Source organism: Thioclava sp. DLFJ5-1 (assembly GCF_002020115.1).
Classification (GTDB): Bacteria; Pseudomonadota; Alphaproteobacteria; order Rhodobacterales; family Rhodobacteraceae; genus Thioclava; species Thioclava sediminum.
On record NZ_MPZU01000003.1, the window covers coordinates 25,674 to 48,184 of the forward strand.

Genomic DNA, 22,511 nt, shown 5'->3' on the forward strand with positions numbered 1-22,511 from the left:
CATGCCGCATGATCACGCCCCTCACGGGCACCATCACCACCACGATCACGGGCACAGTCACGGGCACTCCCATGACCACGCGCATCACGGGCATGGTCACAACCACGCCCATGCCGAGCATCTGCACAGCCACATGCATCACGAGGAAGAGGCCGCGGACCTGCAGGTTCTCGCCACCCAGTTCATCGACGGCTTCATGCAGGCCTCCGACAAGACGAGCTATCTCAAGCTCGCGGGCGTTCCCTTCGAGCGTCCTTCGTCGACGGGGCCGAAATCGCTGAAACTCGTGGATGTGGAGCTCAAGACCGAATGGCAGGTGGGCACCGCCTCGCCCTCCTTCGGTTCGCGCGAACTGTCCTACCTTCCGTTCCCGGGCGAGATGGTCCGCGAACGCACCAACATGTCGCTGATCTACGTGTCGATGGACGAGAAATCCGTCCTCGACATCCGCGACTTCCTGACACAACGCAAGAAAGAGATCGACCAATGAAGACCAGCTTCGCAACGCTTCTGGGCGCAACGCTCGCCAGCCCGGCCCTCGCGCATTCCGGCACGCATTTCCATACCCACGGTGTCGAGCCGATGCTGATCGTCGGCGTCGCCGCCCTCGCGGTCTATGGCATCGTCGAATTCGTCAGATCGCGCCGCTGATTTTTCGAAACGACCTTACAAGGCGCCCCGACGGGCGCCTTGTTTCACTTCGGCTCCCCCAGCCCCGCAAGCTTTCGCATATGCCAAGCCAGCGCCTGATTTGAGCTGAGCACCGGCATCCCGAGCTCCGCTTTCAGCTCCGGCAAAATCCCCCGCGTGCGCAGGTTGGTGCAGGACAGGAAAATCCCGTCCAGCTTGGCCTGCCCCGCAAGGCTCCGCGCGGCGTCGGCGATCGAGGCCGGATCGATCCGCGCCACCCGCGCCTCGACCTCTTCGCCGAAAGACAGCGTCGCGGGAACGGTGATCCCTGCGGCGACGAAGGCCGCCCGCAAAGGCTCCGCGACCGAGGCGACATAGGGCGAGACGATCCCCACCCGCTCCAACCCCAGATCTGAAATCGCCGCCAGCGCGGCGCTCAGCGGATCGGTCACATGCTGGGTCGTCACGCCCGCCATGACATTCGCCCGTACCTCGCCCGGGCCGATCAGCGCCGCGCCAGAGGTGCAGCCATAGCCCACCACATCGAACTTCGCCGCAGGCGGCAGCAGCGCCGCCGCGCCGCTCAAAGCGCGCTCCATCTCGGCGATACTCGACGGTGTCAGATCGTCGCCGGAATGGACGCGCGTGACATGCATCCGCGCGTCGCCCGGCGGGATGTAGCGACGGAATTCGTCCTCGATGGTCTCGTCCACGCGCAGCACGATCAGCCCCATCGTGGGCGTGGCGTCTTCGAGAAGACGATAGGGGAAATCGGCCATCAGCTCAGCTCCGGCAGGGTTTTGGGGGCGCGCGGCGACAGCAGTTCCGCCCCGGTCACGCGCAGGACGATATTTTCCTCATGGACCAACAGGCGGCGCGGACCCTGCGCGGTCTCGATCCAAGCGCCGGGTTCGAGCGTCAGCACCATGCCCTCGCGCAGCTCCGTGTCGTCGCGCGGAGTGAAGGACGGCCATTCCGTCAGCGTGACCCCCAGCCCATGGCCCAGACGCCCGCCGCCCGCCGCGACACCGCGCGCCGCGAGCCCCTCGACCAGCAGACGATGCGCATCACGCGCCCGCATCCCGGGCCGCAGCTGCGCCATCACAGCCTCGGTCACCTCCCAGAGCGCAGCATGGGTGCGCCGCACCGGCTCCGACGCCGGACCGACCGAGAAATTGCGATCGAAGTCGCAGAAATACCCGTCGCGCACCGCGCCGGTATCCAGCATCAGCACGTCGCCCGCCTGCAGCGGCTCGGGCCCAGCAGGCGAGATCACATCGTCATAGCCCGACGGCCCCGCCGCCCCGGCGACATAGCTGACCCAGTCAGCCCCCTCCTCCAGAAGCGCCGATTGGAAGGCGCGGAAAATCCCGTCGAGCGGACGCCCCGGCCCCGCGAATTCCGGCACCCGCGCGAAGGCACGGCCCGCGATGGCGCAGGCCCTACGGATCTTCTCGATCTCCGCCTCGCTCTTGATCTCGCGCACCCGCTGAATCGCGGCGGTGCCGTCGATGAAGCGCCGCGGCGCGATACGCTCCCCGAGCCGCGCGTAATCCGCGAGCGGCATCCGCAGGTGCGTCTCCAACCCCATCGGCACACCGATCTGCGCGCTCTCCGGCAGAAGATCGCAGAACGTCTCGGCGAGCAGGCTCACGCCGTCATCCTCCGGGTCGGGCGCATCCCAAGTGCGGACCTGCGTCATCCAGGTGCGGCCCATCAGTTCCGCCCCGATGGAGGGAATCACCGCGACCGGCGCACCGCTGGCCGGGACAATGACGAACCACGGGCGCGCGGGGCTTTCCCAGAACCGGGTCAAAAAGCCCGTGACGTAGAAGATATCAGCAGCCGAGGTCAGAAACAGCGCATCCAGACCCCGTTCGCTCATCTCGGCCTGAAGGCGGCCGACGCGGGTGCGAAACTCCTCGGCCGGAAAGATGAGCGAGCGCTCAGCCATCTTCCGGGCCTTCGCTGAGGATCGCGAGAACCCGCGCCTCCGGTCCCAGCGACAGCCCGGCAAGCAGAGCCGCCAGCCCTGCCCCGCCCGACGGCGTCGTGGCCAGCCCGTGTGCTGGGAGGATGTCGACGCCGGACTGCGCCTCGGCTTCGGTGATCGTGGCGAAGCGATCCGCATCGCGCGACAGACCCGCCAGCGCCACCATCGAAGGCGTCTTGCAATCGAGCCGCCCCATCGCGGAGACCGGCCCTTCCGTGCTCACCAGATGCCCTGCGCGAATGCTCTCGATCAGCGCAGGCGCCGCATCGGGTTCGACCACGATGATCTCAGGCCCGTCGCCCCAAGCCAGCCGCGCATGGGCGGCCACGGCGGCCGCCAGACCGCCGACCCCCGCCTGCAGCAGGATATGGGTGGGCGGCGCGTCGATCTGCGCGACGGCCTCGGCGGCAAGCTGGGTGTAGCCCTCCATCACTCGCAGCGGCAGTTCGACATAACCCTCCCACGAGCTGTCCGACAAAAGCGTCCAGCCGTTCTCGGCAGCGGCTGTCTCGGCGGCCTCCATGCTCTCTTGATACTCCGCGCCAGCCCGCACGACCTCGGCCCCGCGTGCCTCCAACCGTGCGGCGAAGGCGGCGGGCACGGTCTCGGCCAGATAGATGATCGCGCGAGCGCCGAATATACGCGCACCTGCCGCGACCGAGAGGCCGTGGTTCCCCGCGCTGGCCGCGACATAGGTCTCACCGGCGAGGGCCGTTTGCAGGTCACCACCCTCGGCACGCGACGCCGCCTCCCGGGCAATCGCATGGACCGCGCCCAGCGCCTTGAAGCTGCCGAGCCCCATGCGCTCGCGCTCGTCCTTGATCCAGACCTCGCCGACCCCGGCGCGCTCCGCAATCCCGGGCGCCGCGCGCAGCGGGGTCTCGCGATGTGCCGGACATTGGGCAAGCAGGCTGGCCACGCCCGAGGCATCCGCGATGGGCTGAACACCCTCCGGGTCGAGCCCGTCACCGCGCCAGGGATTGTCTATGATGATCGGCATGTCGGACCCTCGCTGCGATGGAAGCAGGCCCATAAGGCAGCGAGACGTCCGCGCACGCAATCACCTTTTCAGGCAGGCCATTGCGCGACATCGTGAGGCGCGTCAGTCGGCCTCTTTCACCGCCGAGAGGAATTGCTGCGTGCGCTCTTTCTGCGGGTTGCCGAAGAGATCCTCGGGCGCGCCCTGTTCCTCGATCTTGCCGTCGTAGAAGAAGCAGACCCGATCCGAGATGTCCTTTGCGAAGCCCATCTGGTGCGTCACCATCAGCATCGTCAGATTGTATTTATCCACCAGCGACCGGATCACGTTGGTCACCTCGCCGATCACCTCCGGGTCGAGCGCGGAGGTCACCTCGTCAAACAGCATCACCTTGGGACGCATCGCCAGCGCCCGCGCGATCGCCACGCGCTGCTGCTGACCGCCCGAGAGCCGCGACGGGTGCTGGTCGCGCTTGTCGGACATGCCGACCAGCTCCAGCAGTTCCTCGGCCCGTTCGCGCGCCTCGGCCTTCTTCATACCCAGAACCTGCACCGGGCCTTCCATGCAATTCTCAAGCGCGGTCATGTGCGGGAAGAGATTGAAATGCTGGAAACACATGCCGATCTGGCTGCGGGCCTTGCGCAGATATTTGCGATCCGCAGGCACCAGCTTGCCGTTCTTCTCCATATGGGTCAGCGGCTTGCCGTCCACGTAGATCACGCCCTCGTTGATCGTCTCGAGCGTCATCAGCATCCGCAGCACGGTCGTCTTGCCAGAGCCGGACGGGCCGATGATCGTGACCATTTCCCCCTCGGCCACGTCGAGATCGAGCTGGTCAAGCACCACCAGATCGCCATAGCGCTTGGTGACTTTCAGGAACCGCACCATCGGCACGTTGTCGCCCGTCAGTTCGAGCGGATAGTTCGAAAGGTCTTCCATCATTTCAATCCGAGTTTACGCCGCACGCGATCCTCGAAGACGCGGATCAGGGCAGCGGTGGGAAGCGAGATGGCGAGGAAGATGATCCCCACCAGCGTATAGGGTTCGAGATAGCGATAGCTCGACGAGCCGATCGCATTCGCGGTGTGCATCAGTTCGGCCACCCCGATCACCGAGAGCATCGGCGTATCCTTGAAGATCCCCACGAGGTAATTGCCCATCCCCGCCAGCGCGGGCGGAATGGCCTGCGGGATCACGATGCGCCAATAGGTGTCGCGGGTCGACATGTTGAGCGCGGTGCAAGCCTCCCATTGGCCCTTCGGCACCGCGTCGAGACCGCCGCGATAGACCTCCGACAGATAGGCCGAATAGTGCAGACCGATCGCGATCATGCCCGCCGTCCACGGCCCCAGTTTCAGGCCGAATTGCGGGCCGACGTAGTAGACGAAGAAAATCTGCAGGATCAGCGGCGTCGAGCGGATGAACTCGATGAATTCGCGCACGACCTTGGTCAGCACCCAGTAGGGCGTCCGCTGCGCCAGCGCGAAGACCATGCCCAGCACCACCGCAATCGCATAGCCGAAGCCCGCCGCCATCAGCGTGTTGAGCGTCGCATGCATCAGCTTGGGCAAGATTTCCCAGGTGAATTCCCAGTTCCAGTTGAACCCCATGGATCAGGCCCTCCCCAGCTTGCGCCGCATGACCAGCTCCAGCCAGCGCATGAACGGCGTCACGATGAAGCGCGCGAAGACGTAGTAGATGATCAGCGCGGTGCCGAAGGTCTGCGCCGAGAGGAAGGTGGAGCCGTTGATCTGCTTCGCCTCGAACATCAGGTCCGACACGGAGATCAGCGCGACCAGCGCGGTGTTCTTCAGCAGTTCGATCAGAAGGTTGCCCCACGGCGGCAGCATGTTGACGAAAGCCTGCGGCAGGATGATCCGCCACATCCGCTTGATCGGGCTCAGCGACAGCGCATAAGCCGCTTCCCATTGCCCCTTCGGCACGGATTGGATGCCGCCGCGCACCAGCTCGGCGCCATAAGCCCCGAGGTTCATCCCCACCGCGACGAAACCCGCGGTGAATTTCGGCAGCGTCAATCCGAACAGCGGCAGCACGAAGAAGATCCAGTACAGCTGGACCAGAAGCGAAGTGCCGCGGAAAATCTCGATATAGACGACGGCGATGCCCCGGATCAGCCCGTTGCGCGAGAGCTTCATAAGCCCAGCAACAAGCGCGATGGCGATCGCCAGGGCGGACGCTAGGAAAAACTGGCCCGCCGTTGTGAGCGTCCCGTCCCAGAAGCGTGGCCCGTATTCTTTCAAAAAATCTATGTAGCTCATTCCCGTCCCGCCCCGGCGGTGAATGTCAAAAAGGACGGGCCATACGCTGGCCCGTCCATGTCATCAGCAGCTGCGCTTAGCGCATCTCGCAGACTTCTGCGGCGGTCTTGTCGCCCGGCAGGTTGCCTTTCGAGTAGCCGTACTCGCCGACCGCTTTCATCATCGCGTCCGAACCGAGATACTTCTTCTGAGCTTCATTGAACTTCTCGACGAAGTCCTGATCCGCCTTGCGGAAGCCGATGCCCACCCAGTTCTGGGTCCATTCGGGAAGCTGGCTCACGTCCGACACTTCAACCGTACCGTCCGATTGCTTGGCGAGGTTCTGCGCGGTGAAATAGGTCACGCCACCTGCATCCGCGCGGCCCGCTTTCACGGCGGCGAGGATTTCGGTCGGACCCGGCACGGTCATCACGTCGCTATCCGGGATGCCGCCCTTGGCCGCGGATTCCACCTGGTTATAGCCCGCACCCGTCACGAAGGTCGCGCCAGCCTTGGCGATCTGCTCGTAGTTGTTCAGGTTCTTCGGGTTGCCCTTCGGCACGATGAACGCATCGCCCACCTTCGCCATCGGCTCCGAGAACGCGACGTTCTGGCAGCGCGAATTGAGGATGTAGAGACCGCCCGTGACCATGTCGAAGCGGTTCGCGTTGAGGCCCGGGATCAGCCCGCCCCAATCGGTCACGACGGGGGTGATGTTGTCATAGCCCATCTCGTGGAGCACACCCAGAACGTAGGCGTTCACGAAGCCCAGCGGCTTGTTGTCTTCGCCCGGATAGGCCCACGGAACTTCGTTCGCAAAGCCGATGCGGATCGGCTCGCCCGAGTTGATACGGTCCATCAGGGGTCCGGCCAGTGCGGCGGTCGCGCTCATCGCGAGGCCCATACCGGCAGCGGCGACAGATTTCCAAATCGATTTCATGCGTCTCTCCTGTTGGCTCTTGTTAACGGAAAGCCGAAAGCCTTCCGCGCTTGATGTACACAACACCTATGAGATTCCGGAGAGTGTCAAGCAGATCACATTGATTATACAGGGTTGCCAGACAGATATCGTGGGGTTGTGAAGTTCCCTGCGCAGATGTTGTGCACCAATATTGCCCAATATCGCAGCGTTGAACACGGAACGCGCATATCTCGCGCGCCCGTGCGAACGCAGTGGGGGCTCCGTGCGTGCAACGACCTCCACATCAGGCCGATTGCTCCGCCCCCTCAGCCGCAATATGTGAAATCGAAATGCCATTTGGGCCGTCGCCGCGAAGCAGATTGACCTGCGCGCCGCCGCCGCCGATCATGACCTTCGCGCGAAGAGACAACAAAACCCGATGAACGAGATACCCCTGATCCCTCGGCAAACCACACCGGAACGGCTGCGTGGCCGCGACCGCTTGGACCTCATCCATGCCGAAATTCGCAGCCGCATCTGCCTGCTCGACTACCCGCCCGGCATGCGCCTGTCGGAGACCGCGCTGGCCTCCGAATTCGGCATCTCGCGCACACCACTGCGTCGGGTGTTGGCGCGTCTCGAAGATGAAGGGATGCTGCGCTCGATGCATGGGGTCGGCACTTTCGTCACCGATGTCGATTACACCGAACTGGGACAGGTCTTCCGGCTGCGGCGCGAACTCGCGGTGCTGCAGACGACCCTCGACCCGGTGCCGCCAAGCGCCGCACTGATCGCGTCTTTCGTCAGGCTGCAGGAACGCGGCCGCGCCCTTGTCGATGCACCCACCGCCCGCGCTTTCGCCGAGCTGGACCGCGACACCTTCCTCTGCCTGCTGGATCTGACCGCGAATGCGCCGCTGAGGGAAATGTCGGAGGCGCTGTATTTCCGCACGGCCCGGATCTGGCTGCAGCAGGTCACCGCCTCGCAGATCGACCTGATGCAGGAGATCGAGATCTACAATGACGAGCTGCGCGACATCCTGCGCGCTTTGCGGCTCGGCGATCTCGACGCACTCGGCCATATGCGGCGCGGCCATATCTCCATGAGCTTCGCGCGGATGCCCGTCCTGATCAAAGCGCCCTAGCGGACGACTGGAGGCCGCAGCCTCCGCGACCGGGTTTACCCCACGCGCGGCTCTCGAACGCACACGGTTTGTTCAAGGAACTGCGGCGCGGCGGGTCCGTTCGATCACTGAGAGGGATGTGATTGTCTCCGGGGGGCGACGCCCGGAGATGCGACGAAGGACATGCATTCCATGACCGATCTCACCCGCCCTTCCGCCGACCGATCCGCGAAGACCACGCCCGATCCGGACAGCCCGCCGCTGCGCTTTCTGGAAGGGCGGCGCGGCTATCTCCCCATCGGCGATTACGCGGTCATCGGGGACACGCGCACGGCGGCGCTGGTGGCCCGCGACGGCGCGATCGACTGGCTCTGCGGCCCCGATTTCGACGGCGATCCGGTCTTCGGGCGGCTGCTCGACCAGTTTCGCGGCGGGACGTTCTATGTTGGCCCGGTGCCCGAGGCGGGCCGTCCAAGCGCGGCGAAACGCGCCTATGAAAACCACGGCCCGATCCTGACCACGACCAACCCGACCGAGGGCGGCCAACTCAAGGTCACCGACTTCATGAACCTCCCGGACTCGCTCGAAGAAGCGGCGAGCTTCGGGCGCTCCGTCGTGCGGCTGTTAGAGGCTCAGGGGGGCGAAGCCGAGGTCGAAATCTGCATCGCCCCACGCTGCGACTACGCGCTGAACACCCCAGATTTCATCCGACGCGGCCCGGGCAGCTGGCAATTCACGCAAGACGGCGACATTGTCCTGATCGACAGCTCCATCGAGTTGGAAATCGAAGGCTCGGGCCGGCTCAACGGGCGCGGCACGCTCGCCGCCGGAGAGGAAGGCTACGTCACCCTCACGATCACCCAAGGCGGCCACGGCCATGTCGGGGGAATGGACGCGGCCCACAAGGCGCTCGCCGCGACCCGCGAGGCATGGCGCAAGCGACAGTCGAAGACGGATTTCAGCGACGGGCCTTTCTCCGGGTCGCTCAAACGCTCGCTGATGGCGCTGCAGCTGCTGATCCACGCCCCCACCGGCGCCGTGATCGCCGCGCCGACGATGGGCCTGCCGGAGGTGGTCGGCGGTATCCGCAACTATGACTATCGCTACTGCTGGCTGCGCGACGCCTATTTCGTCCTGCACGCCTTTCTCGATCAGGGCCTGACCGGCGAGGCCGACGCCTTCTTCCGCTGGATGATGGCGGCTACGCGCGAAACCGCGCCGGAGCTGGGCACGCTCTACACGGTGCGGGGCGACAGCGACGTCTCGCTGCACCAGCTGCAAACGGTCGAGGGCTATCGCCGCTCGGTCCCGATGCAATTGGGCAACGGCGCTGCGACGCAGCTGCAACTCGACGCCTATGGGTCGATGATCATGGCCGCGCGCGCCTATGTCGAAGCGGGCGGAAAGCTTCATCCGGGCGAAGGCATCCGGCTTGCGAATTTCGCCGATGTCGTGGTCTCGCAATGGACCCGGCCCGACAACGGCATCTGGGAAATGCCCGACCCACGCCGCCATCATACCTATTCCAAGGCGATGTGCTGGGGCGCGCTGAATGCCGTCATCGCGCTGGTCGAACGCGGCGTGATCGATGCCGACACGAAGCTCTGGAAGGCCGAGCGCGCCGCGATCGAGGCGCTGATCCGGGAAGAAGCGTGGAATGAAGAGATCGGCGCGTTCACCGGGGCGATCGGCGAGGACTGGCTTGATGCGAGCGTCCTGCTGATGCCGCGCATCGGGGTGATCGCCGCGGACGATCCGAAGATGGCCGCGACCTACACGGCGATCCGCGAGCGGCTGGGTTCGGGCGTCCATCTGCGGCGCTACGACCTGCGGGAAGACGGGCTGCCTGGCGTCGAGGGGTATTTCAACGCCTGCGGCTTCTGGGCGGCGGATTACCTCGTGCGGGCGGGGCGGCTCGACGATGCCAAAACCCAGATCAAGGGGATGCTGAAAGCCACGACCGATCTTGGCCTGATGGCGGAAGAGCACGACCCGGAGACCGGCGCGCAGCTGGGCAACTTCCCGCAAGGGCTGTCCCATGCCGGGATGATCGCGGCGATCACCGCCTATCGTTCGGCCGTGAAGGGCTGATTGCCTTCACAAAAAGCCGCGCGACCCGCATGTGAAAAAAAGGCAGCCCCGATCCCCGGAGCCGCCTTTTTCATGTGTTTCGCCTGATCCGGCCGTTAGGCCGCAAGCGTCTCCGTGGAGGAGAAGAACATCGCCTGGCTCACCGCCGATTGCACCTGGCTTTCGGTGTAGGGCTTGGTGATCAGGAAGGCGGGTTCCGGCCGCTCGCCGGTCAGCAGACGCTCCGGGAAGGCCGTGATGAAGACCACGGGCAGCTCGTTGCCGAACTGCGCGAGAATGTCGTTCACCGCGTCGATGCCCGAGGAATTATCCGCCAACTGAATGTCGGCAAGGATCAGGTCGGGCTTGTCGGTCGAGGCAAGCTCCACCGCTTCGGTCCGGGTGCGGGCGATACCGGTGATCTGGTGGCCCATATCCTCGACGATGGCACGAATATCCATCGCGATGATCGCCTCGTCCTCGATGATCATGACCTTGCCCGCGACGGAGGTTTCCATCTCGCGGATCGCGATGTCGATCAGTTCCTTCGCCTCGTCGGTCTCGACCTGCATGATCGTGCCGATTTCCTCGACGCGGAACCCTTCGATCGAGTGCAGCAGAAGCGCCTCGCGCGTGTTCGGCGTCAGCGTCGACATGTGATCCTGAGCGCGCGCCGAAAGCCGGTTGTCCGGCTCGCCCAGCGGTGCGCCCGCAGAGGCCCAGACCAGATGGAAGGCGTGGAACAATGCGAGCTTCGGATCGTTGTTCTCGAAAGGCGTCGTATCTTCGAGTATGGCCTCGAGCGTAGCCGCGGCGTATCTGTCGCCACTGTCCTGGCTGCCGGTAAGGGCTCGGGCGTAGCGCCGCAGATACGGCAGGTTGGCTCCGATGGTGCCGGCGATGTCTTCGGACATGAAAACCCCCTTTTGCGTTTTTTCGGGAACCAAACTCTCTGGCCCCGCGTTCGGTTCCGTGCAAAATGAGTGGGATCGAAACCGGATGTATAGTGATATGGCAGACGAAAAGCCTAAGTCCAGTATCAGGGACCAGATCAATCAAAACCTGAAGAAGGTTTATGAGGAGGCGCTTCAGGAAGAAGTGCCAGATCGGTTCAAAGATTTGCTGGCGCAACTCAAGGCGAAGGAGGGCGAAAAATGACTTCGTCCTCCAAAGCCAACTCGTCTACCGAAGCCCGCGATCCGCGTGAGGAACTGCCCGATCATCTCGGGGCCCTGCGCGCCTTCGCCCTGTCGCTGACCCGGAATTCGGCCTCCGCCGACGACCTCGTGCAGGACACGATCGTCAAGGCGTGGTCGAATATCGAGAAATTCGAGCGCGGCACGAATTTGCGTGCGTGGCTCTTCACGATCCTGCGCAATACCTTCTACTCGGACCGCCGAAAGCGTAAGCGCGAGGTTGCAGACCCCGAGGGTATCCACGCGGCTTCGCTCTATGAGAAACCTGCGCATGACGGACGTCTCGCGATGAATGATTTCGTCGTGGCCTTCGATCAGCTCAGCCCCGAACACCGCGAGGTTCTGACCCTCGTCGGCGCCTCGGGCTTCTCCTACGAAGAAGCCGCCGGAATGATGGGCGTGGCAGTCGGCACGGTGAAAAGTCGTGCCAACCGAGCCCGCGCCCGGCTTGCCGAAATGCTCGGGCTCGAAGAAGGTGAGGACATCCTGTCCGGCACGGATCGAAATTCGCTGGCCGTGATGGGCAAATCCGGAGTTGCCGCCGCATGAATTCGGAAGCCGCGAAAGCGGCAGACGACGAGCACTACAGTGACCACGCCCCGTTTCAAGCTCGGAAACGGGGCGTCATTCCCTTTTTTGACGGGCTTGGCGTGCGTCTGGCCTTCATGCTGGCCGTCGCGCTCTTTCCCCTGCTGATCATCGCCGTGCTGCAATCGACCTCGGTCGTTCGCGAAGCGCAGGCGCGCTCCGAGGCTGCCCTGATGGGCGAGACGATGCGCGCCGTCGCAGGCGAGACGCGGGTGATCCAGCACGCGCAGGATGCAGCCCGCGTCCTTGCCAGCACCGTCCAGCCGCTCGTGGGTAGTGACGAGGCCTGCTCGAACTGGATGCGGCAGATTTCGGGCGCTTTCCCAGAGTTCTCGCTGGTCGCCTTCATTCCCGACAGCGGCAAGATGAGCTGCTCGAACTCCGGCAAGAGTTACGATTTCAAAGGTCAGGACATCTTCGAGAGGATGATGACCGCGGATCGCACCAGCTTCTACGTCAATCGCGATGCGCCGGTGTCGGGCACCTCGGTGCTGGGCGTGGCCCATCCCGTCTACAACGCAGCGGGCGATCATATCGGGATCATCGCGATCTCGATGAGCCACTCCTCGCTTTCGCTGGCGAAGGACGGGCCGAAGCTCGCCGACGATCGGCCGCTGGTGATCATGACCTTCGACCGCGAGGGCACGATCCTGACCTCCTCGGACGGGCTGGCGAACACGCAGTCGCACCTCCCCGTCGACCGCTCGCTGAAGCTGCTGGCGGGCAATGGCGCGGTGACCTTCTCGGGAGATTCCAATCGCGGCATAGAGCGGGTCTATTCCGTCGTCGAACTCGTCCCCGACCAACTCTACGCACTCGGCAGCTGGCCCGCACAGGCGGCCTCCGCGCTGAGCCCCTTCGCCGATATCTCGCCGGTGCTGTTCCCCGCGCTGATGTGGATGGCGAGCCTTCTGGTCGCCTATTTCGCGATGCAGAAACTGGTCATCGGCCATGTCCGCAAACTGTCGAGCGCGATCACCAGCTTCGCCACCGGCAGCCGGATCGTGGGCAATCTCAACCTGTCGACCGCCCCTTCGGAAATCCGCGACCTCGCCGAAGCCTACGACCGGATGACCGAGACCATCCTGCATGACGAGGCCGAACTGGAAGACATGGTGCACCACAAGGAAGTGCTACTCCGCGAGGTCCACCACCGGGTGAAGAACAACCTCCAGCTCATCGCCTCGATCATCAACATGCAGATGCGGCAGGCGCGCACGCCGGAGGCCAAGGGGCTGATGAAATCGCTGCAGGAGCGGGTCATCTCGCTCGCGACGATCCACCGCGGCCTCTACCAGACCTCCGGCCTCACCGATATTCAGGCGCAGGAATTGCTGCCCGATATCGTGCGCCAGATCACCCGTCTCGCGACCGGGCCGGGCCGCCATATCTCGGTCGACTGCCATATCGACGACATTCACCTGACGCCCGATCAGGCCGTGCCGCTCTCGCTTCTGCTGACCGAAGCGATGACCAACGCGATGAAATACGCCTCCGCCCGTGACGGAAAACCGAAGCTCGACATCTCGCTGAGCAAGCTCGAAGGGATGCAGGCGCGTCTCAGCGTGCGCAACACCGTCGACACGGACGCCCCGCCGCTGGAGGCTGTGGACGGCACCGGGCTGGGGTCGCAACTGGTCAACGCCTTCGTGCAACAGCTCTCCGGCACGATCGAGATCGAGACCACAGACGACGAGTACCTGCTCAATGCAGACTTCACATTGCGCCCCCTCGTCGAGAGCGAATTGCGTCACGAAGAGCGCTTGAAATCTCGGAAACACGAAACAGTTTCTGAAGAGAGCAATTGAGTGAGATACCCGCCGCGGCGACCTCTGGTCACCTTCGCGGCCGTTCAGAAAAAACGAGCCGCATGGAACGTCTTAAACAAGCCGGAGTTCACGCCGAGAGCCGCGTAAGACTGCTTTTGACAGCAGCCGAGGCTTACCCTGTGCTCGAGGATGCCTTCCTCGACTCGCGTCATTCTATCCACGGCTCCTTCCGCGTCTTCGACCTCAACACGAAGCTGAAATCGGATCGCGGGCGCGCCATCGGTGCGACCTGGTTCGACCTGATCATCCACCTGCTGAAACGTGGCGTGGCGATGCAGATCGACCTGACCGACTTCGACCCCTGCGCCAAGCCTGAGTTGCATCGCATGACGTGGTCGTCGATCCGCATGTTCTGCGCCGCGCGCGAGCTGGCCGGGCCCAACGCCAATCTGCGGCTGCGCGCGCTGATGCACCCGGCGCAATCGGGCATCCTGCCGCGCACGATCTTCTGGCCCTATGTCTATTACAAGCTCGGCAACCATGCGAGCTGGCTCAACGAGATGGACGAGGCCAAGCGGCTGACGGCGATGCGCGACATGCCGGGGCTGCGGGAATATCTCAAGGCCGGATCGGACAACAAAATCCACCGCAAGTTCCGCGGCGCGCCGCCGAAACTATTCCCGGCAACGCATCACCAGAAGCTTGCCGTTTTCGACGAAAAGAAGCTCTATATCGGTGGGCTGGATCTCGACAACCGTCGCTTCGACACGCCCGTGCACGAGCGCGACGGCGAGATGACCTGGCACGATGTGCAGCTGATGATGACCGGCCCCGTGGTCGCCGAGGCGAAGGCCCATCTGGAGACCTTCCACGAAAGCTGCGCCGGCGAAAAGCTGGCAAAGCCGCCGCGCCGCCTGCTCCGCACGATCTCGCAGCGGCGCAAATTCGCGACCTTCCGGATTGGACCGAAGCTCTATCGGACCGAGATCGAGAACGCGCACGAGATGCTGATCGCGCGCGCGCAGAAGCTGATCTATCTCGAGAGCCAGTTCTTCCGCTCGCGCAACCTCGCAAATCATCTGGCCCGCGCCGCGCGCGAGAACCCCAATCTCAACCTGATCCTGATACTGCCCGCCGCGCCCGAGACGCTGATGATGGCCGACCGCCCGACCAGCGACGTGCGCTATGGCGAGTATCTTCAGGTCCGCGCGCTGGACATCATCAAGGAAGCCTTCGGCAGCCGCCTGTTCATCGGCTGCCCGGCGGAGCCGCGCATCGCCGATCCCGATGATGACGGGGCGATGCGCACCGGCGGCGCGCCGCTGATTTACGTCCACGCGAAAGTGTCGATCTTCGACGAGGATGCGGCGCTTATCACCTCCGCCAACCTCAACGGGCGGTCGCTGCACTGGGACAGCGAGGCGGGCGTCTATTTGCGCCGCAATGATGGCATCCCGGCGATGCGACGTCGCCTGATGCGCCATTGGCTGCCGCCCGCGCCGGAAGAGGCGTTCTTCGATCCGACGCGCGCGGTCTCGGCCTGGACCGAACTCGCACGCGAGAACGGCACCAAAGCCCCCGAGGACCGGGAAGGCTTCGTGCTCCCCTACGACATCGAAGCCGCGCGCAAAATTGCGCGCAAGCTGCCGTTCATTCCCGAAGAGATGGTCTGATCGCACTGGCTGATCGCGGGCCACGTCGCCTCGTCTGGGGCGGGCCGCGTCTGCTCAGTTGGTTTCGAGCTTCTGCTCGGCCTCGGATTTCGGATCCGGCAGGCTGTCGGTCAGCACCAACGCCCAGAGCAGCAGCGGAATCGCCACGATCCCGCCCAGCGGCCCCCAGAGCCAGATCCCGAAGGTCAGCGACAGGAAGACCAGAAGCGGATTGAGCCGCATCTGCCGCCCGATCGCGGCCGGGGTCACGAATTGCGCCTCGGTCGCGTTGAGCATCACGTAGATCAGCGGCGGCAGGATCACCCGGATCCCGTCGAACGTCGCCACGCCCGCAAAGCCCAGCGCGATGATCAGCGCCGCGGGGCCGAGATAGAGAATGTAGTTGATGAGGAAGGCCACCAGCCCCCAGAGCGGCGCATTCGGCAACCCGATCAGCTGCATCGCGACGCCCACCGCCAGCCCCAGCCCGCCATTCACCACCGTGATCGTGAGGAAGTAGCGCGACACCCGGGTCTCCGCCTTGCGCAGCCGCGCAGCGGTGGCGCCGCGGCTCGCCGGTTCGGCAAGGTGCTTTGCGATCCAGTTGTAGATCTCGGTCCGCGAGAGCTGGAAGAAGAACAGCGCCCCGATATAGATCAGCCCCTGCGCAATGATGGCCGGGGCGAGCATGACGAGATCCTTGGCGTCCGGCACGGCGCTCTTGTCGCCATTGCCACCGCCATCCTGCGCGGCATCCTTTGCCGGCGTGATCGCATCGCTCACCTCCTTTGAGGCGTCCTGAATACCTTGGAACATGTGACGCATATGGATGATGGTGGACCGCATGTCGTCCATCACCTTCGGCGCCTGACGCATCAGCTCCGCGATCACCGGCTGGATCACGAGAACCAGCAGCACGGCGATCATCAGAGAGATAACGAGCGAGGTAAGTGCCCCCCAGACAGGCGACAGACCTCTTTTCTCCCATGCATCGGAAATCGGTGAAAGCACGATCCCAACGACGAGCGCGAGCACGACGGGGGCAAGCAAGCTTTCCACCTGGCTAAGCGCAGCCACGACAGCGATTACAGCGATCGCGATCATGGCGATGCGCGACAGGGTCTCCAGGCGATGCATTTCGAGAATTACTTCCCTCTTGGGTTTCGCGAGCTAACGCCGCTGGAGCCCCCGCAGTTCCCGAGTTTTTGCGCCCTCACCCACAGGAACATCGCCCCCGGCGAAACGTTGATCGACGACGCCGAGACCCGCGTCTTCATCTTGAAAGGAGCGACGCCATGAATTGGGATCAGATTAAAGGCAGCTGGAAAGAAATGAAGGGCAAAGCCCGCGAGAACTGGGGCGAGTTGACCGACGACGAGCTTGAGGAGGCGGCAGGCCATCGCGAGCAGATGGTCGGCCTGATCCAGAAGAAATACGGCAAGACGAAAGAGGACGCCGAGCGCGAAGTCGACACCTGGTCGAGCTCGGTCTGATCTTCAGAATTAGACCCTATTCCAGCGTAAAACAGCATAAACCGGCGTCGCAGAGATTGCGGCGCCGGTTCTCTTTTGCGGGTAGGTCACGCGCAGCGAGCGCCATGAGCCGCCAAGCAAAAAGGCCGGGCACGAGGCCCGGCCTTTTCCAATCAGGTCCACCGATCAGATCAGTGGGTGGTTTTCGGCGCCGACGAGGACGTCGGGTTGGTCGAGGACGCGCTCGACGTGGACGAGGAGGACGACGACGAATGGTTCGCCTTCACCTTCTCGGCCGCCTCATGGGTCTTCGCCTCAGCCTTGGACGCGACCTCTTCGGCCTTGGACTTCGCGGCATCCTTGGCCTCTTCGGCCCCGGCGCGCACTTCCTCTTCGCCTTTCTGCAGCGACTGGCCGACATCGCGCAGCGCGCGGTTGGCTTCCTGAGCAAGCTGGCGCGAGAGGCGGTCAATCAGTTGCTCTCCTGCGGCCATCGCCTGATCGCCGAAGTCACGTGCAGCACTGCGCGCCTCGTCACCGGCCGAGCTCATCACCGAGCGGGCGGTCCGCTTCAGCTCGTCGGTGAACTGGTCGGCAACCTTGCCCGCGCGGCGCTTCTCGTCGCGGTAGAGGCGCTCGGCCTCGTCGAACAGACGGTTCGCCCGCGGGCCGAAGCTGCGGCGGCTGACATTGACGTCCGGCTTGGGCACCGCGTTGAAGATCGCGGCACCGATGGCGAAGCCGATAGCGGCGGCGATCAGCGGGTGATCCTTGACCATCTGCTTGCTCGTCGACCCGGCTTGGGTCGCACCGTCCTGCAGGCGAATCCGGGCGGAATAGGCTCTTTCACGGGCCCGCACCACGCGGTCGCGCGCATCCTCATTGAGGTCGCTCAGACCCGAGGACAGCGAGTTGCGCAGGTCGCTCGCGAATTTCTGCATCACCTCGGAGCGCTCCTTCACGAAGTCGCGCGCCTTGTCGGTCGAGCTGCGCTGCTCGGCCTCGAGATCTTCGAGACGCACCGAAGCATCGTGGCGCAGCGTGTCGATCTCGTCGATCCAGCCATCCGCGCCCGCTTCGCTCGGCATCACGAGCGGATCGGCATCGGCGACAAGATCCTCTTGCTCAACGGTGTCCGAATTGCGCTGGCGCAGCAGGAACCATGCGATACCGGCACCCGCGAGGGCGAAGGCCACGGGGTTCTTGCGTACGGCCTGTTCGGCACTGCGCGCAGCCGGCGCGGCGTAGTCGCGCACGACTTGCGACACTTGATCGGAGAGATAGTCCGGCGCGATGCGGCCGGTCAGATCGCCGAGCGTCGATGCGAGATCGGCACGGTCCTGGCGCAGACGGTTCTCGATTTCCTCAATGGTTTTCTTCTCGGTCATTTGAAGCTCTCCTTAAGCGCCTGCGCGTCAGCAGACAGGTTTTCCTTGAGACGGGTGGGTGGGCTCGACACTTTGCGCAGCTTCGACGCGGCAATCAGCGCCGCGATGATGCCGAGGATCAGAAGCACCACGCCGACGATCAGCGTCGCGGGGCCCCGGTCGAGGCCGGCCCATTCCAGCCCGTAGATGGCGGATTGCGTCAGGGGGAAGATCGCACCGAGCGCGAAAACCAGGGCGACCGCGCCGAGAATGACGGCATTGCGCGCAAGACCCGCCCGATGGGCAGCTTCGGCGCGCACCAATTCCGCCTCGGTCCGTGCGATCTCGCGCGTCTGCTCGATCACCCGGTTCAGCAAATCGGTCACCGTTCCTCGGCCCTCGTGGCCGTCAGGTTCTTCGGTCTCGTGGTAACTCATCGACCTCTCCCAAACATGTCACGGCCTGTTGCCGCGATTTCTGTGGTTCCAACGCGGGTTGGGGAATGCGGTTCCTTGAGGCTCTCCGCAGCCGCCCCCTTTGATTTCGTCACTTCGAGGCGCGCGGCCCGGCCACCAGCCAGATCAGGAAACCGATCAGCGGCAGGAAGAAGACGAGAAGCGCCCAGAGCACTTTCTTGCCGGTGCTGGAATTCGACCCGACGATCGAGACCAGCGCCCAGATATCAAGTGCGAGAAGCAAGATACCCCAAAAGCCGCCGAGGCCCGTCATATTCATTTCCATGTCCCCATCTCCCTTTTTCGTGAGGTTGTGAATCGCCGCCCAAACGCCGGAAAGCGTTCGATGTTCCGCGGATTTACTGACTCAGGGTAATGGAACTTTCGGGAAAACGGCACGTTTGGATGTCATGAAAGCGCAGCACTCAGCGCTAATGTACGCAACATCCGAAGGAGAATACCCATGCTTGGTTGGGCTCTGACCTTTCTCGTTATCGCGCTGATTGCCGCGGCGCTCGGTTTTGGCGGCATCGCAGGCGCATCTGCCGGGATCGCACAGATCCTCTTCGTGGTCTTCCTGATCCTGTTCGTGGTGGCCATGGTCGCCCGTGCGGTAAAAGGCAAACCGCCGGTATAACTGCGAAGACGCTAGGAATTTTTGAGGCCGCTCCCGCCGGGGCGGCCTTTTTCATGTGTCGGGGGTGGCCCCCGCGCGCGCCTGCACCAGCATCGCATCCAGATTGTCTGCGACGACCCGGGAAATCTGCGAAGCCTCCGCCGCGCCGATTTCCGACCAGCCCATCTTCCGGCGCACGACCTCCGCGCCGAGCCGGAAATAGAGCACCTGCCCGATCATCGCAAAAACCCGCAGCGCGCTCTCCGGATCGTCCTCCGACGTCCCGCTCGCCCGGGCCCACAGCGCCAGCAGTCGCCCATGCACAATCGAGATCAGGCGGTCATAAAGAATATCGAGCGTCTCGCCGCCTTCGGTCACTTCGCGCATCACGAAGCCGATCATCGAGGCCGCATCCGGTTGCGTAAGGATGCGCGAGATCATCGCCTCCATCAGCGCCTTGAGCTCCGCTTCCGCCGCCTCGGGCGACAGCGCCTCCGGGGGTCCAAGAGGCCGCATCACCTCTTCCATGCGCCGCACGAATTCAAACGCGCAGGCGCGGCGTAGCCCTTCCTTGCCTTGGAAATGGTAGGAAATCGCGGCGACATTCGCGCCCGCCGCCTCGGCCAGTTCCCGCGTCGAGGTGGCCGCGAAGCCTTTCGTCCCGAACAGGCGCATCCCGGCTTCGATCAGGGCGCGCGCGGTGCGATCACGGGCGGGCGGCTGTGTCTGGGTCATCGGCGCATCACGTCTGGAGAGGAAATCTGCCGCCAACATGCGCGGCGCGGCGCGAAAAAAGCAAGCCGCACGGGCGACCCATGCGGCTTGGCTTTACGTGTCTCTTAGGAAGCTTTGTCCCGATCAGAACGGGAAGCTCACCCGGCGGGTCAGCATCAGCGAGACCGAGCTTTGCTCGCGCGAGCCTTGCTGCACGATCGGGCTGTCCGCCGCATCGCCCTGCAGGCGATCGTAGTTCAGCTTGCCTTCGACCGCCCAGTCATTGCCCAGCTGATAGGTCGCGGACAGTTCCAGACCGGTCGAGACGAGGCCGCCATCGGGCGAATAGGCCGCCAGACCGCTCGCCGTGGATTCCGACGGGCTGATGCCGAAATAGGTGCGGTTGTAGAGGCCCGAGCCATAGAAGACGCGCGGCCCGATGCTCAGCTTGAAATTGTCGGTCTTGATCGGCTTCCAATCGGCGCCGATTTCAGCGACCACGGCGTTATGCCCGACCACGCCATAGCGCATATCGGCAAAAGCACCCCATTGCGGCGCCTGATAGCCAAGCCCGAGACCCAGTTCGAGCGACGTGGTGACGTCGTCGAGACCCGCGATCTCGGAATAATCGCTCGAATTACGACCGCCGACGAGACGGAAGGAGCCATGCACGTTCGGGCCCAGCTTTTCGTAATTCGGATCGTCCGAACCGAAGCGCATCCCCTGCAGCGAGAAGCTGTTGAGCTTCACCTTCGCGGTGGGGCTGGTGTCGTAATGATCCGCGCCGAAATAGGACGGGGCATAGCGCGCACCTGCGCCGATGGTGAAGGTCACGCCACTTTCTGCCTGCGCGCTCGCGGCGGTGCAGACAGCAGCGACCGCGATTGCGGCGCTTGCGGAAAGTTGGCGGATGACTTTTGCCATGATGGCGCTCCCGAAAAAATGTACCGATTTGCGCAAACACTGCCAATTGACGGCGAAAAACGCAATCGGCTGGCGCAGATTGGTTCGGATTAGCGGCGCTTATACCACGGCTGGGCGATTTCCTCGATCCCTGTTGGCTGATCCTGCTCCACCTCACGCCAGACCGAGCCGTCCACCGGGGCCACCGTCGCATCGCGTCCTTGGGTGAAACTCTGGTCGCGCACGATCATCCGGTAGGCCGCGTTGAGCGCGTCGGCGCGCTCCGGCGAGGGCAGGATCAGCGGGCCGATATCCTCGGCCAGAGCGGCCTCTTTCCCGGGCGGCAGCTTGCCCGCCTCCAGCCAATCCTCGATGAGCTCGGCATTGGCGCGAAACTCGTCCCCGGCCCCGTTGGTGCGCAGGTAATGGGCGTAATCGCCGCTCCCATCCGCGCGGACCCGGTCGGGCGTGCCGGCCAGCCCCTTCTGCGTCCAGTGATACCAGCCGCTGCGATAGGCCTCCTTGCCCAGCTTGCGCGCGAAGGCGAAGGTGGAATCGTCGTTCACACCCAACGTGCCGTGACAGCCGACGCAGAACACGGTCTCCTCGAAGCTCTGCGGGCGCAGATCGCCCGTCGCATCCTCTATGAAGCCCTGCAGCCGCCAGCCGAACGTGTTGGGCACGCCGGTCTCGGAACTGCCGAAGAACTGCTTGGTGCGGTCAGGAAAGGCGCTGTCTTCCTTCAGCTCGGCCAGCGCGGTCTCTTCCAGATCGGCATAGCTCTCCCAATCCGTCTTGACCATGTAGCGCAGCTCTTTCAGCCGCGCGGCCAGTTCGATGCCCTCGAGCATCGGGTTGATATAGCGCACGGAATGGACGAATTCCGTGCCCTTGGGATACAGCCCGGCGGCAAGCTGAGCGTCTTCGGCACCCGCGCGCCCGGCCCAATGCATCGTGATCCCGTCGAGCGGCGCGAAGGCGAATTTCACCACCTCCGCCTGCCCCATCACCCCGTCGCGGTCCAGATCGACGCCCATCGCGGCCTCATCGGTGGGCTCGATCGCGACATCGGCACGGGTGATCAGCGCCTGCACGATCGCGAGGTTGGTCTTGTAGGTGACGACATCCTCGACCCCGTCGGCACTCTGACGGAACGCCTCCGGCAGACGGATCATCACGTCATCGGTCGAGCCATTCGTCGGCCAGAACGTACCGGGCAGCGGCTGATAGGCAAAGGCGCGCCAGCCGGTCAGGCCTCCATCGGGCCTACGGTCGAAGCCTTCATCGTCGAAGGCGAATTGCACGTCAGGGATATAGCCGTCCCATTCGCCATTGCCGTTCGCGTCCCACGCCGCCGGCGGATCGGCGAGCTTCGCGGCCAGGGCGATCCCGCCCTCGGCGTCGTGGTAATTGTCCTGCCGCACATAGGCGCGAATCTCGGCGCTGTCGGTCGCGGCCACCTCGGCGCGGCGATCCACGAAGAGGTTGCGCCACGGGTTCTCGAGCGCCGGGCCCGGAAACGCATATTCGGTCTGCAGATCGGCATCGCGCACGTAATTGGGGTGGCGCGGATAGGTGTGACAGGTCTGACAGGGGTTATGCACCTCGCCTGCCGCATCTTCCGTCTTGGTATAGCATTGCGGAGGAATATAGGCCGTCGGATTGTCCAGCACCGTGGTCTTCAGATCGACCGCCCCCGCCATCGTGGTCATGCTCAGCAGCGCCAAAATCGAAATCCGCAGCATCCGTCAGTCCTCAGTCTTGAAAGAAAAGGCGAGGCCCGGGTCTCCGCCGGGCCTCGCCAGAAATGTCTCGCGAGCGCCCG

At 64.1% G+C, this 22,511-nt stretch carries 26 protein-coding genes; 11 read left to right on the top strand and 15 right to left on the bottom strand.

All coding sequences use genetic code 11. The features are described 5' to 3' along the window. The first annotated feature begins 1 nt into the window (after position 1). On the top strand, positions 2 to 490 hold the full coding sequence (locus tag BMI86_RS10750; RefSeq protein WP_078541414.1) for a hypothetical protein: 489 nt from the start codon (positions 2 to 4) through the stop codon (positions 488 to 490). Further along, the gene (locus BMI86_RS20985; RefSeq protein WP_143593862.1) at positions 487 to 651 is read left to right on the top strand and encodes a peptidase M23; all 165 of its coding nucleotides are present in this window, start codon (positions 487 to 489) and stop codon (positions 649 to 651) included. Before BMI86_RS10750 ends, BMI86_RS20985 begins: the two co-directional genes overlap by 4 nt. A 44-nt stretch (positions 652 to 695) precedes the next feature. Here BMI86_RS20985 and BMI86_RS10755 read toward each other — a convergent pair whose 3' ends face one another. The 7 genes from BMI86_RS10755 to ehuB all read right to left on the bottom strand — a co-directional run bounded on the left by BMI86_RS10755 (position 696) and on the right by ehuB (position 6,800). Further along, positions 696 to 1,409 carry an aspartate/glutamate racemase family protein gene (locus BMI86_RS10755; RefSeq protein ID WP_078541415.1) on the bottom strand — a complete coding sequence of 238 codons (714 nt, stop codon included), beginning with the start codon at positions 1,407 to 1,409 and terminating at the stop codon, positions 696 to 698. Then, a complete protein-coding gene (locus BMI86_RS10760) occupies positions 1,409 to 2,584 on the bottom strand; it encodes a Xaa-Pro peptidase family protein (RefSeq protein WP_078541416.1) in 1,176 nt (391 codons plus the stop codon). Before BMI86_RS10760 ends, BMI86_RS10755 begins: the two co-directional genes overlap by 1 nt. Next, a complete protein-coding gene (locus BMI86_RS10765; RefSeq protein ID WP_078541417.1) occupies positions 2,577 to 3,623 on the bottom strand; it encodes a pyridoxal-phosphate dependent enzyme in 1,047 nt (348 codons plus the stop codon). The genes BMI86_RS10760 and BMI86_RS10765 overlap by 8 nt, the downstream gene beginning before the upstream one ends. A gap of 102 nt (positions 3,624 to 3,725) precedes the next feature. Further along, positions 3,726 to 4,541 carry an ectoine/hydroxyectoine ABC transporter ATP-binding protein EhuA gene (gene ehuA / locus BMI86_RS10770; RefSeq protein WP_078541418.1) on the bottom strand — a complete coding sequence of 272 codons (816 nt, stop codon included), beginning with the start codon at positions 4,539 to 4,541 and terminating at the stop codon, positions 3,726 to 3,728. Further along, positions 4,541 to 5,212, bottom strand: coding sequence for an ectoine/hydroxyectoine ABC transporter permease subunit EhuD (gene ehuD, locus BMI86_RS10775; protein WP_078541419.1), 672 nt, complete (start codon positions 5,210 to 5,212; stop codon positions 4,541 to 4,543). Before ehuD ends, ehuA begins: the two co-directional genes overlap by 1 nt. A 3-nt stretch (positions 5,213 to 5,215) precedes the next feature. Further along, positions 5,216 to 5,881, bottom strand: coding sequence for an ectoine/hydroxyectoine ABC transporter permease subunit EhuC (gene ehuC, locus BMI86_RS10780; protein ID WP_078541420.1), 666 nt, complete (start codon positions 5,879 to 5,881; stop codon positions 5,216 to 5,218). A gap of 76 nt (positions 5,882 to 5,957) precedes the next feature. Continuing rightward, on the bottom strand, positions 5,958 to 6,800 hold the full coding sequence (gene ehuB, locus BMI86_RS10785) for an ectoine/hydroxyectoine ABC transporter substrate-binding protein EhuB (protein ID WP_078541421.1): 843 nt from the start codon (positions 6,798 to 6,800) through the stop codon (positions 5,958 to 5,960). Positions 6,801 to 7,200: 400 nt separating this feature from the next. Here ehuB and BMI86_RS10790 point away from each other — a divergent pair, with 400 nt between their 5' ends. Both BMI86_RS10790 and BMI86_RS10795 read left to right on the top strand, forming a co-directional pair. After that, positions 7,201 to 7,905: a GntR family transcriptional regulator gene (locus BMI86_RS10790; RefSeq protein ID WP_078541422.1), complete on the top strand. Its 705-nt coding sequence runs from the start codon at positions 7,201 to 7,203 to the stop codon at positions 7,903 to 7,905. Between the two features lie 171 nt (positions 7,906 to 8,076). Continuing rightward, entirely contained in the window at positions 8,077 to 9,975 is a 1,899-nt protein-coding gene (locus BMI86_RS10795) for a glycoside hydrolase family 15 protein (RefSeq protein ID WP_168173843.1), read from the top strand. A gap of 95 nt (positions 9,976 to 10,070) precedes the next feature. Here the strand turns inward: BMI86_RS10795 and BMI86_RS10800 are convergent, their stop codons facing one another. Beyond that, positions 10,071 to 10,868 (bottom strand): response regulator, encoded by a 798-nt coding sequence (locus BMI86_RS10800; protein WP_078541424.1) that lies wholly within the window; start codon positions 10,866 to 10,868, stop codon positions 10,071 to 10,073. A 97-nt stretch (positions 10,869 to 10,965) separates the two neighbouring features. Between BMI86_RS10800 and BMI86_RS10805 the strand changes: the two genes are divergently transcribed. From BMI86_RS10805 to BMI86_RS10820, 4 genes are all read left to right on the top strand, one after another. Next, a complete protein-coding gene (locus BMI86_RS10805; RefSeq protein ID WP_078522790.1) occupies positions 10,966 to 11,112 on the top strand; it encodes a NepR family anti-sigma factor in 147 nt (48 codons plus the stop codon). After that, a complete protein-coding gene (locus tag BMI86_RS10810) occupies positions 11,109 to 11,699 on the top strand; it encodes an RNA polymerase sigma factor (protein WP_078541425.1) in 591 nt (196 codons plus the stop codon). Before BMI86_RS10805 ends, BMI86_RS10810 begins: the two co-directional genes overlap by 4 nt. Continuing rightward, positions 11,696 to 13,546, top strand: a complete 1,851-nt coding sequence (locus tag BMI86_RS10815; protein ID WP_078541426.1) for a histidine kinase dimerization/phosphoacceptor domain -containing protein — start codon at positions 11,696 to 11,698, stop codon at positions 13,544 to 13,546. Before BMI86_RS10810 ends, BMI86_RS10815 begins: the two co-directional genes overlap by 4 nt. Before the next feature lie 62 nt (positions 13,547 to 13,608). Further along, complete coding sequence (locus BMI86_RS10820; protein ID WP_143594771.1) at positions 13,609 to 15,180, top strand: phospholipase D-like domain-containing protein; 1,572 nt, start codon at positions 13,609 to 13,611, stop codon at positions 15,178 to 15,180. 54 nt (positions 15,181 to 15,234) lie between these two features. Here the strand turns inward: BMI86_RS10820 and BMI86_RS10825 are convergent, their stop codons facing one another. Further along, entirely contained in the window at positions 15,235 to 16,296 is a 1,062-nt protein-coding gene (locus tag BMI86_RS10825; RefSeq protein WP_078522746.1) for an AI-2E family transporter, read from the bottom strand. On the opposite strand from BMI86_RS10825, the gene BMI86_RS21255 reads away from it, so the two are divergent. Both BMI86_RS21255 and BMI86_RS10830 read left to right on the top strand, forming a co-directional pair. Continuing rightward, positions 16,291 to 16,458 (top strand): hypothetical protein, encoded by a 168-nt coding sequence (locus BMI86_RS21255; protein WP_168173844.1) that lies wholly within the window; start codon positions 16,291 to 16,293, stop codon positions 16,456 to 16,458. The two genes, BMI86_RS10825 and BMI86_RS21255, sit on opposite strands and share 6 nt — an antisense overlap. Then, a complete protein-coding gene (locus BMI86_RS10830) occupies positions 16,455 to 16,652 on the top strand; it encodes a CsbD family protein (protein ID WP_078522745.1) in 198 nt (65 codons plus the stop codon). Before BMI86_RS21255 ends, BMI86_RS10830 begins: the two co-directional genes overlap by 4 nt. A gap of 170 nt (positions 16,653 to 16,822) precedes the next feature. Here BMI86_RS10830 and BMI86_RS21260 read toward each other — a convergent pair whose 3' ends face one another. The 3 genes from BMI86_RS21260 to BMI86_RS10845 form a co-directional block, all read right to left on the bottom strand. After that, complete coding sequence (locus BMI86_RS21260; RefSeq protein ID WP_078541428.1) at positions 16,823 to 18,019, bottom strand: hypothetical protein; 1,197 nt, start codon at positions 18,017 to 18,019, stop codon at positions 16,823 to 16,825. Next, positions 18,016 to 18,435: a phage holin family protein gene (locus BMI86_RS10840; protein WP_078541429.1), complete on the bottom strand. Its 420-nt coding sequence runs from the start codon at positions 18,433 to 18,435 to the stop codon at positions 18,016 to 18,018. Before BMI86_RS10840 ends, BMI86_RS21260 begins: the two co-directional genes overlap by 4 nt. Before the next feature lie 109 nt (positions 18,436 to 18,544). Next, positions 18,545 to 18,739, bottom strand: a complete 195-nt coding sequence (locus BMI86_RS10845) for a PLD nuclease N-terminal domain-containing protein (RefSeq protein ID WP_093477206.1) — start codon at positions 18,737 to 18,739, stop codon at positions 18,545 to 18,547. Positions 18,740 to 18,916: 177 nt separating this feature from the next. Between BMI86_RS10845 and BMI86_RS10850 the strand changes: the two genes are divergently transcribed. Further along, a complete protein-coding gene (locus tag BMI86_RS10850) occupies positions 18,917 to 19,090 on the top strand; it encodes a DUF1328 domain-containing protein (RefSeq protein WP_075776656.1) in 174 nt (57 codons plus the stop codon). A 51-nt stretch (positions 19,091 to 19,141) separates the two neighbouring features. Here BMI86_RS10850 and BMI86_RS10855 read toward each other — a convergent pair whose 3' ends face one another. The 3 genes from BMI86_RS10855 to BMI86_RS10865 form a co-directional block, all read right to left on the bottom strand. After that, the gene (locus tag BMI86_RS10855) at positions 19,142 to 19,804 is read right to left on the bottom strand and encodes a CerR family C-terminal domain-containing protein (protein WP_168173845.1); all 663 of its coding nucleotides are present in this window, start codon (positions 19,802 to 19,804) and stop codon (positions 19,142 to 19,144) included. A 123-nt stretch (positions 19,805 to 19,927) separates the two neighbouring features. Then, positions 19,928 to 20,707, bottom strand: coding sequence for a MipA/OmpV family protein (locus BMI86_RS10860; RefSeq protein ID WP_078541431.1), 780 nt, complete (start codon positions 20,705 to 20,707; stop codon positions 19,928 to 19,930). Positions 20,708 to 20,796: 89 nt separating this feature from the next. Next, on the bottom strand, positions 20,797 to 22,431 hold the full coding sequence (locus BMI86_RS10865) for a hypothetical protein (protein WP_078541432.1): 1,635 nt from the start codon (positions 22,429 to 22,431) through the stop codon (positions 20,797 to 20,799). Positions 22,432 to 22,511: the final 80 nt, after the last annotated feature.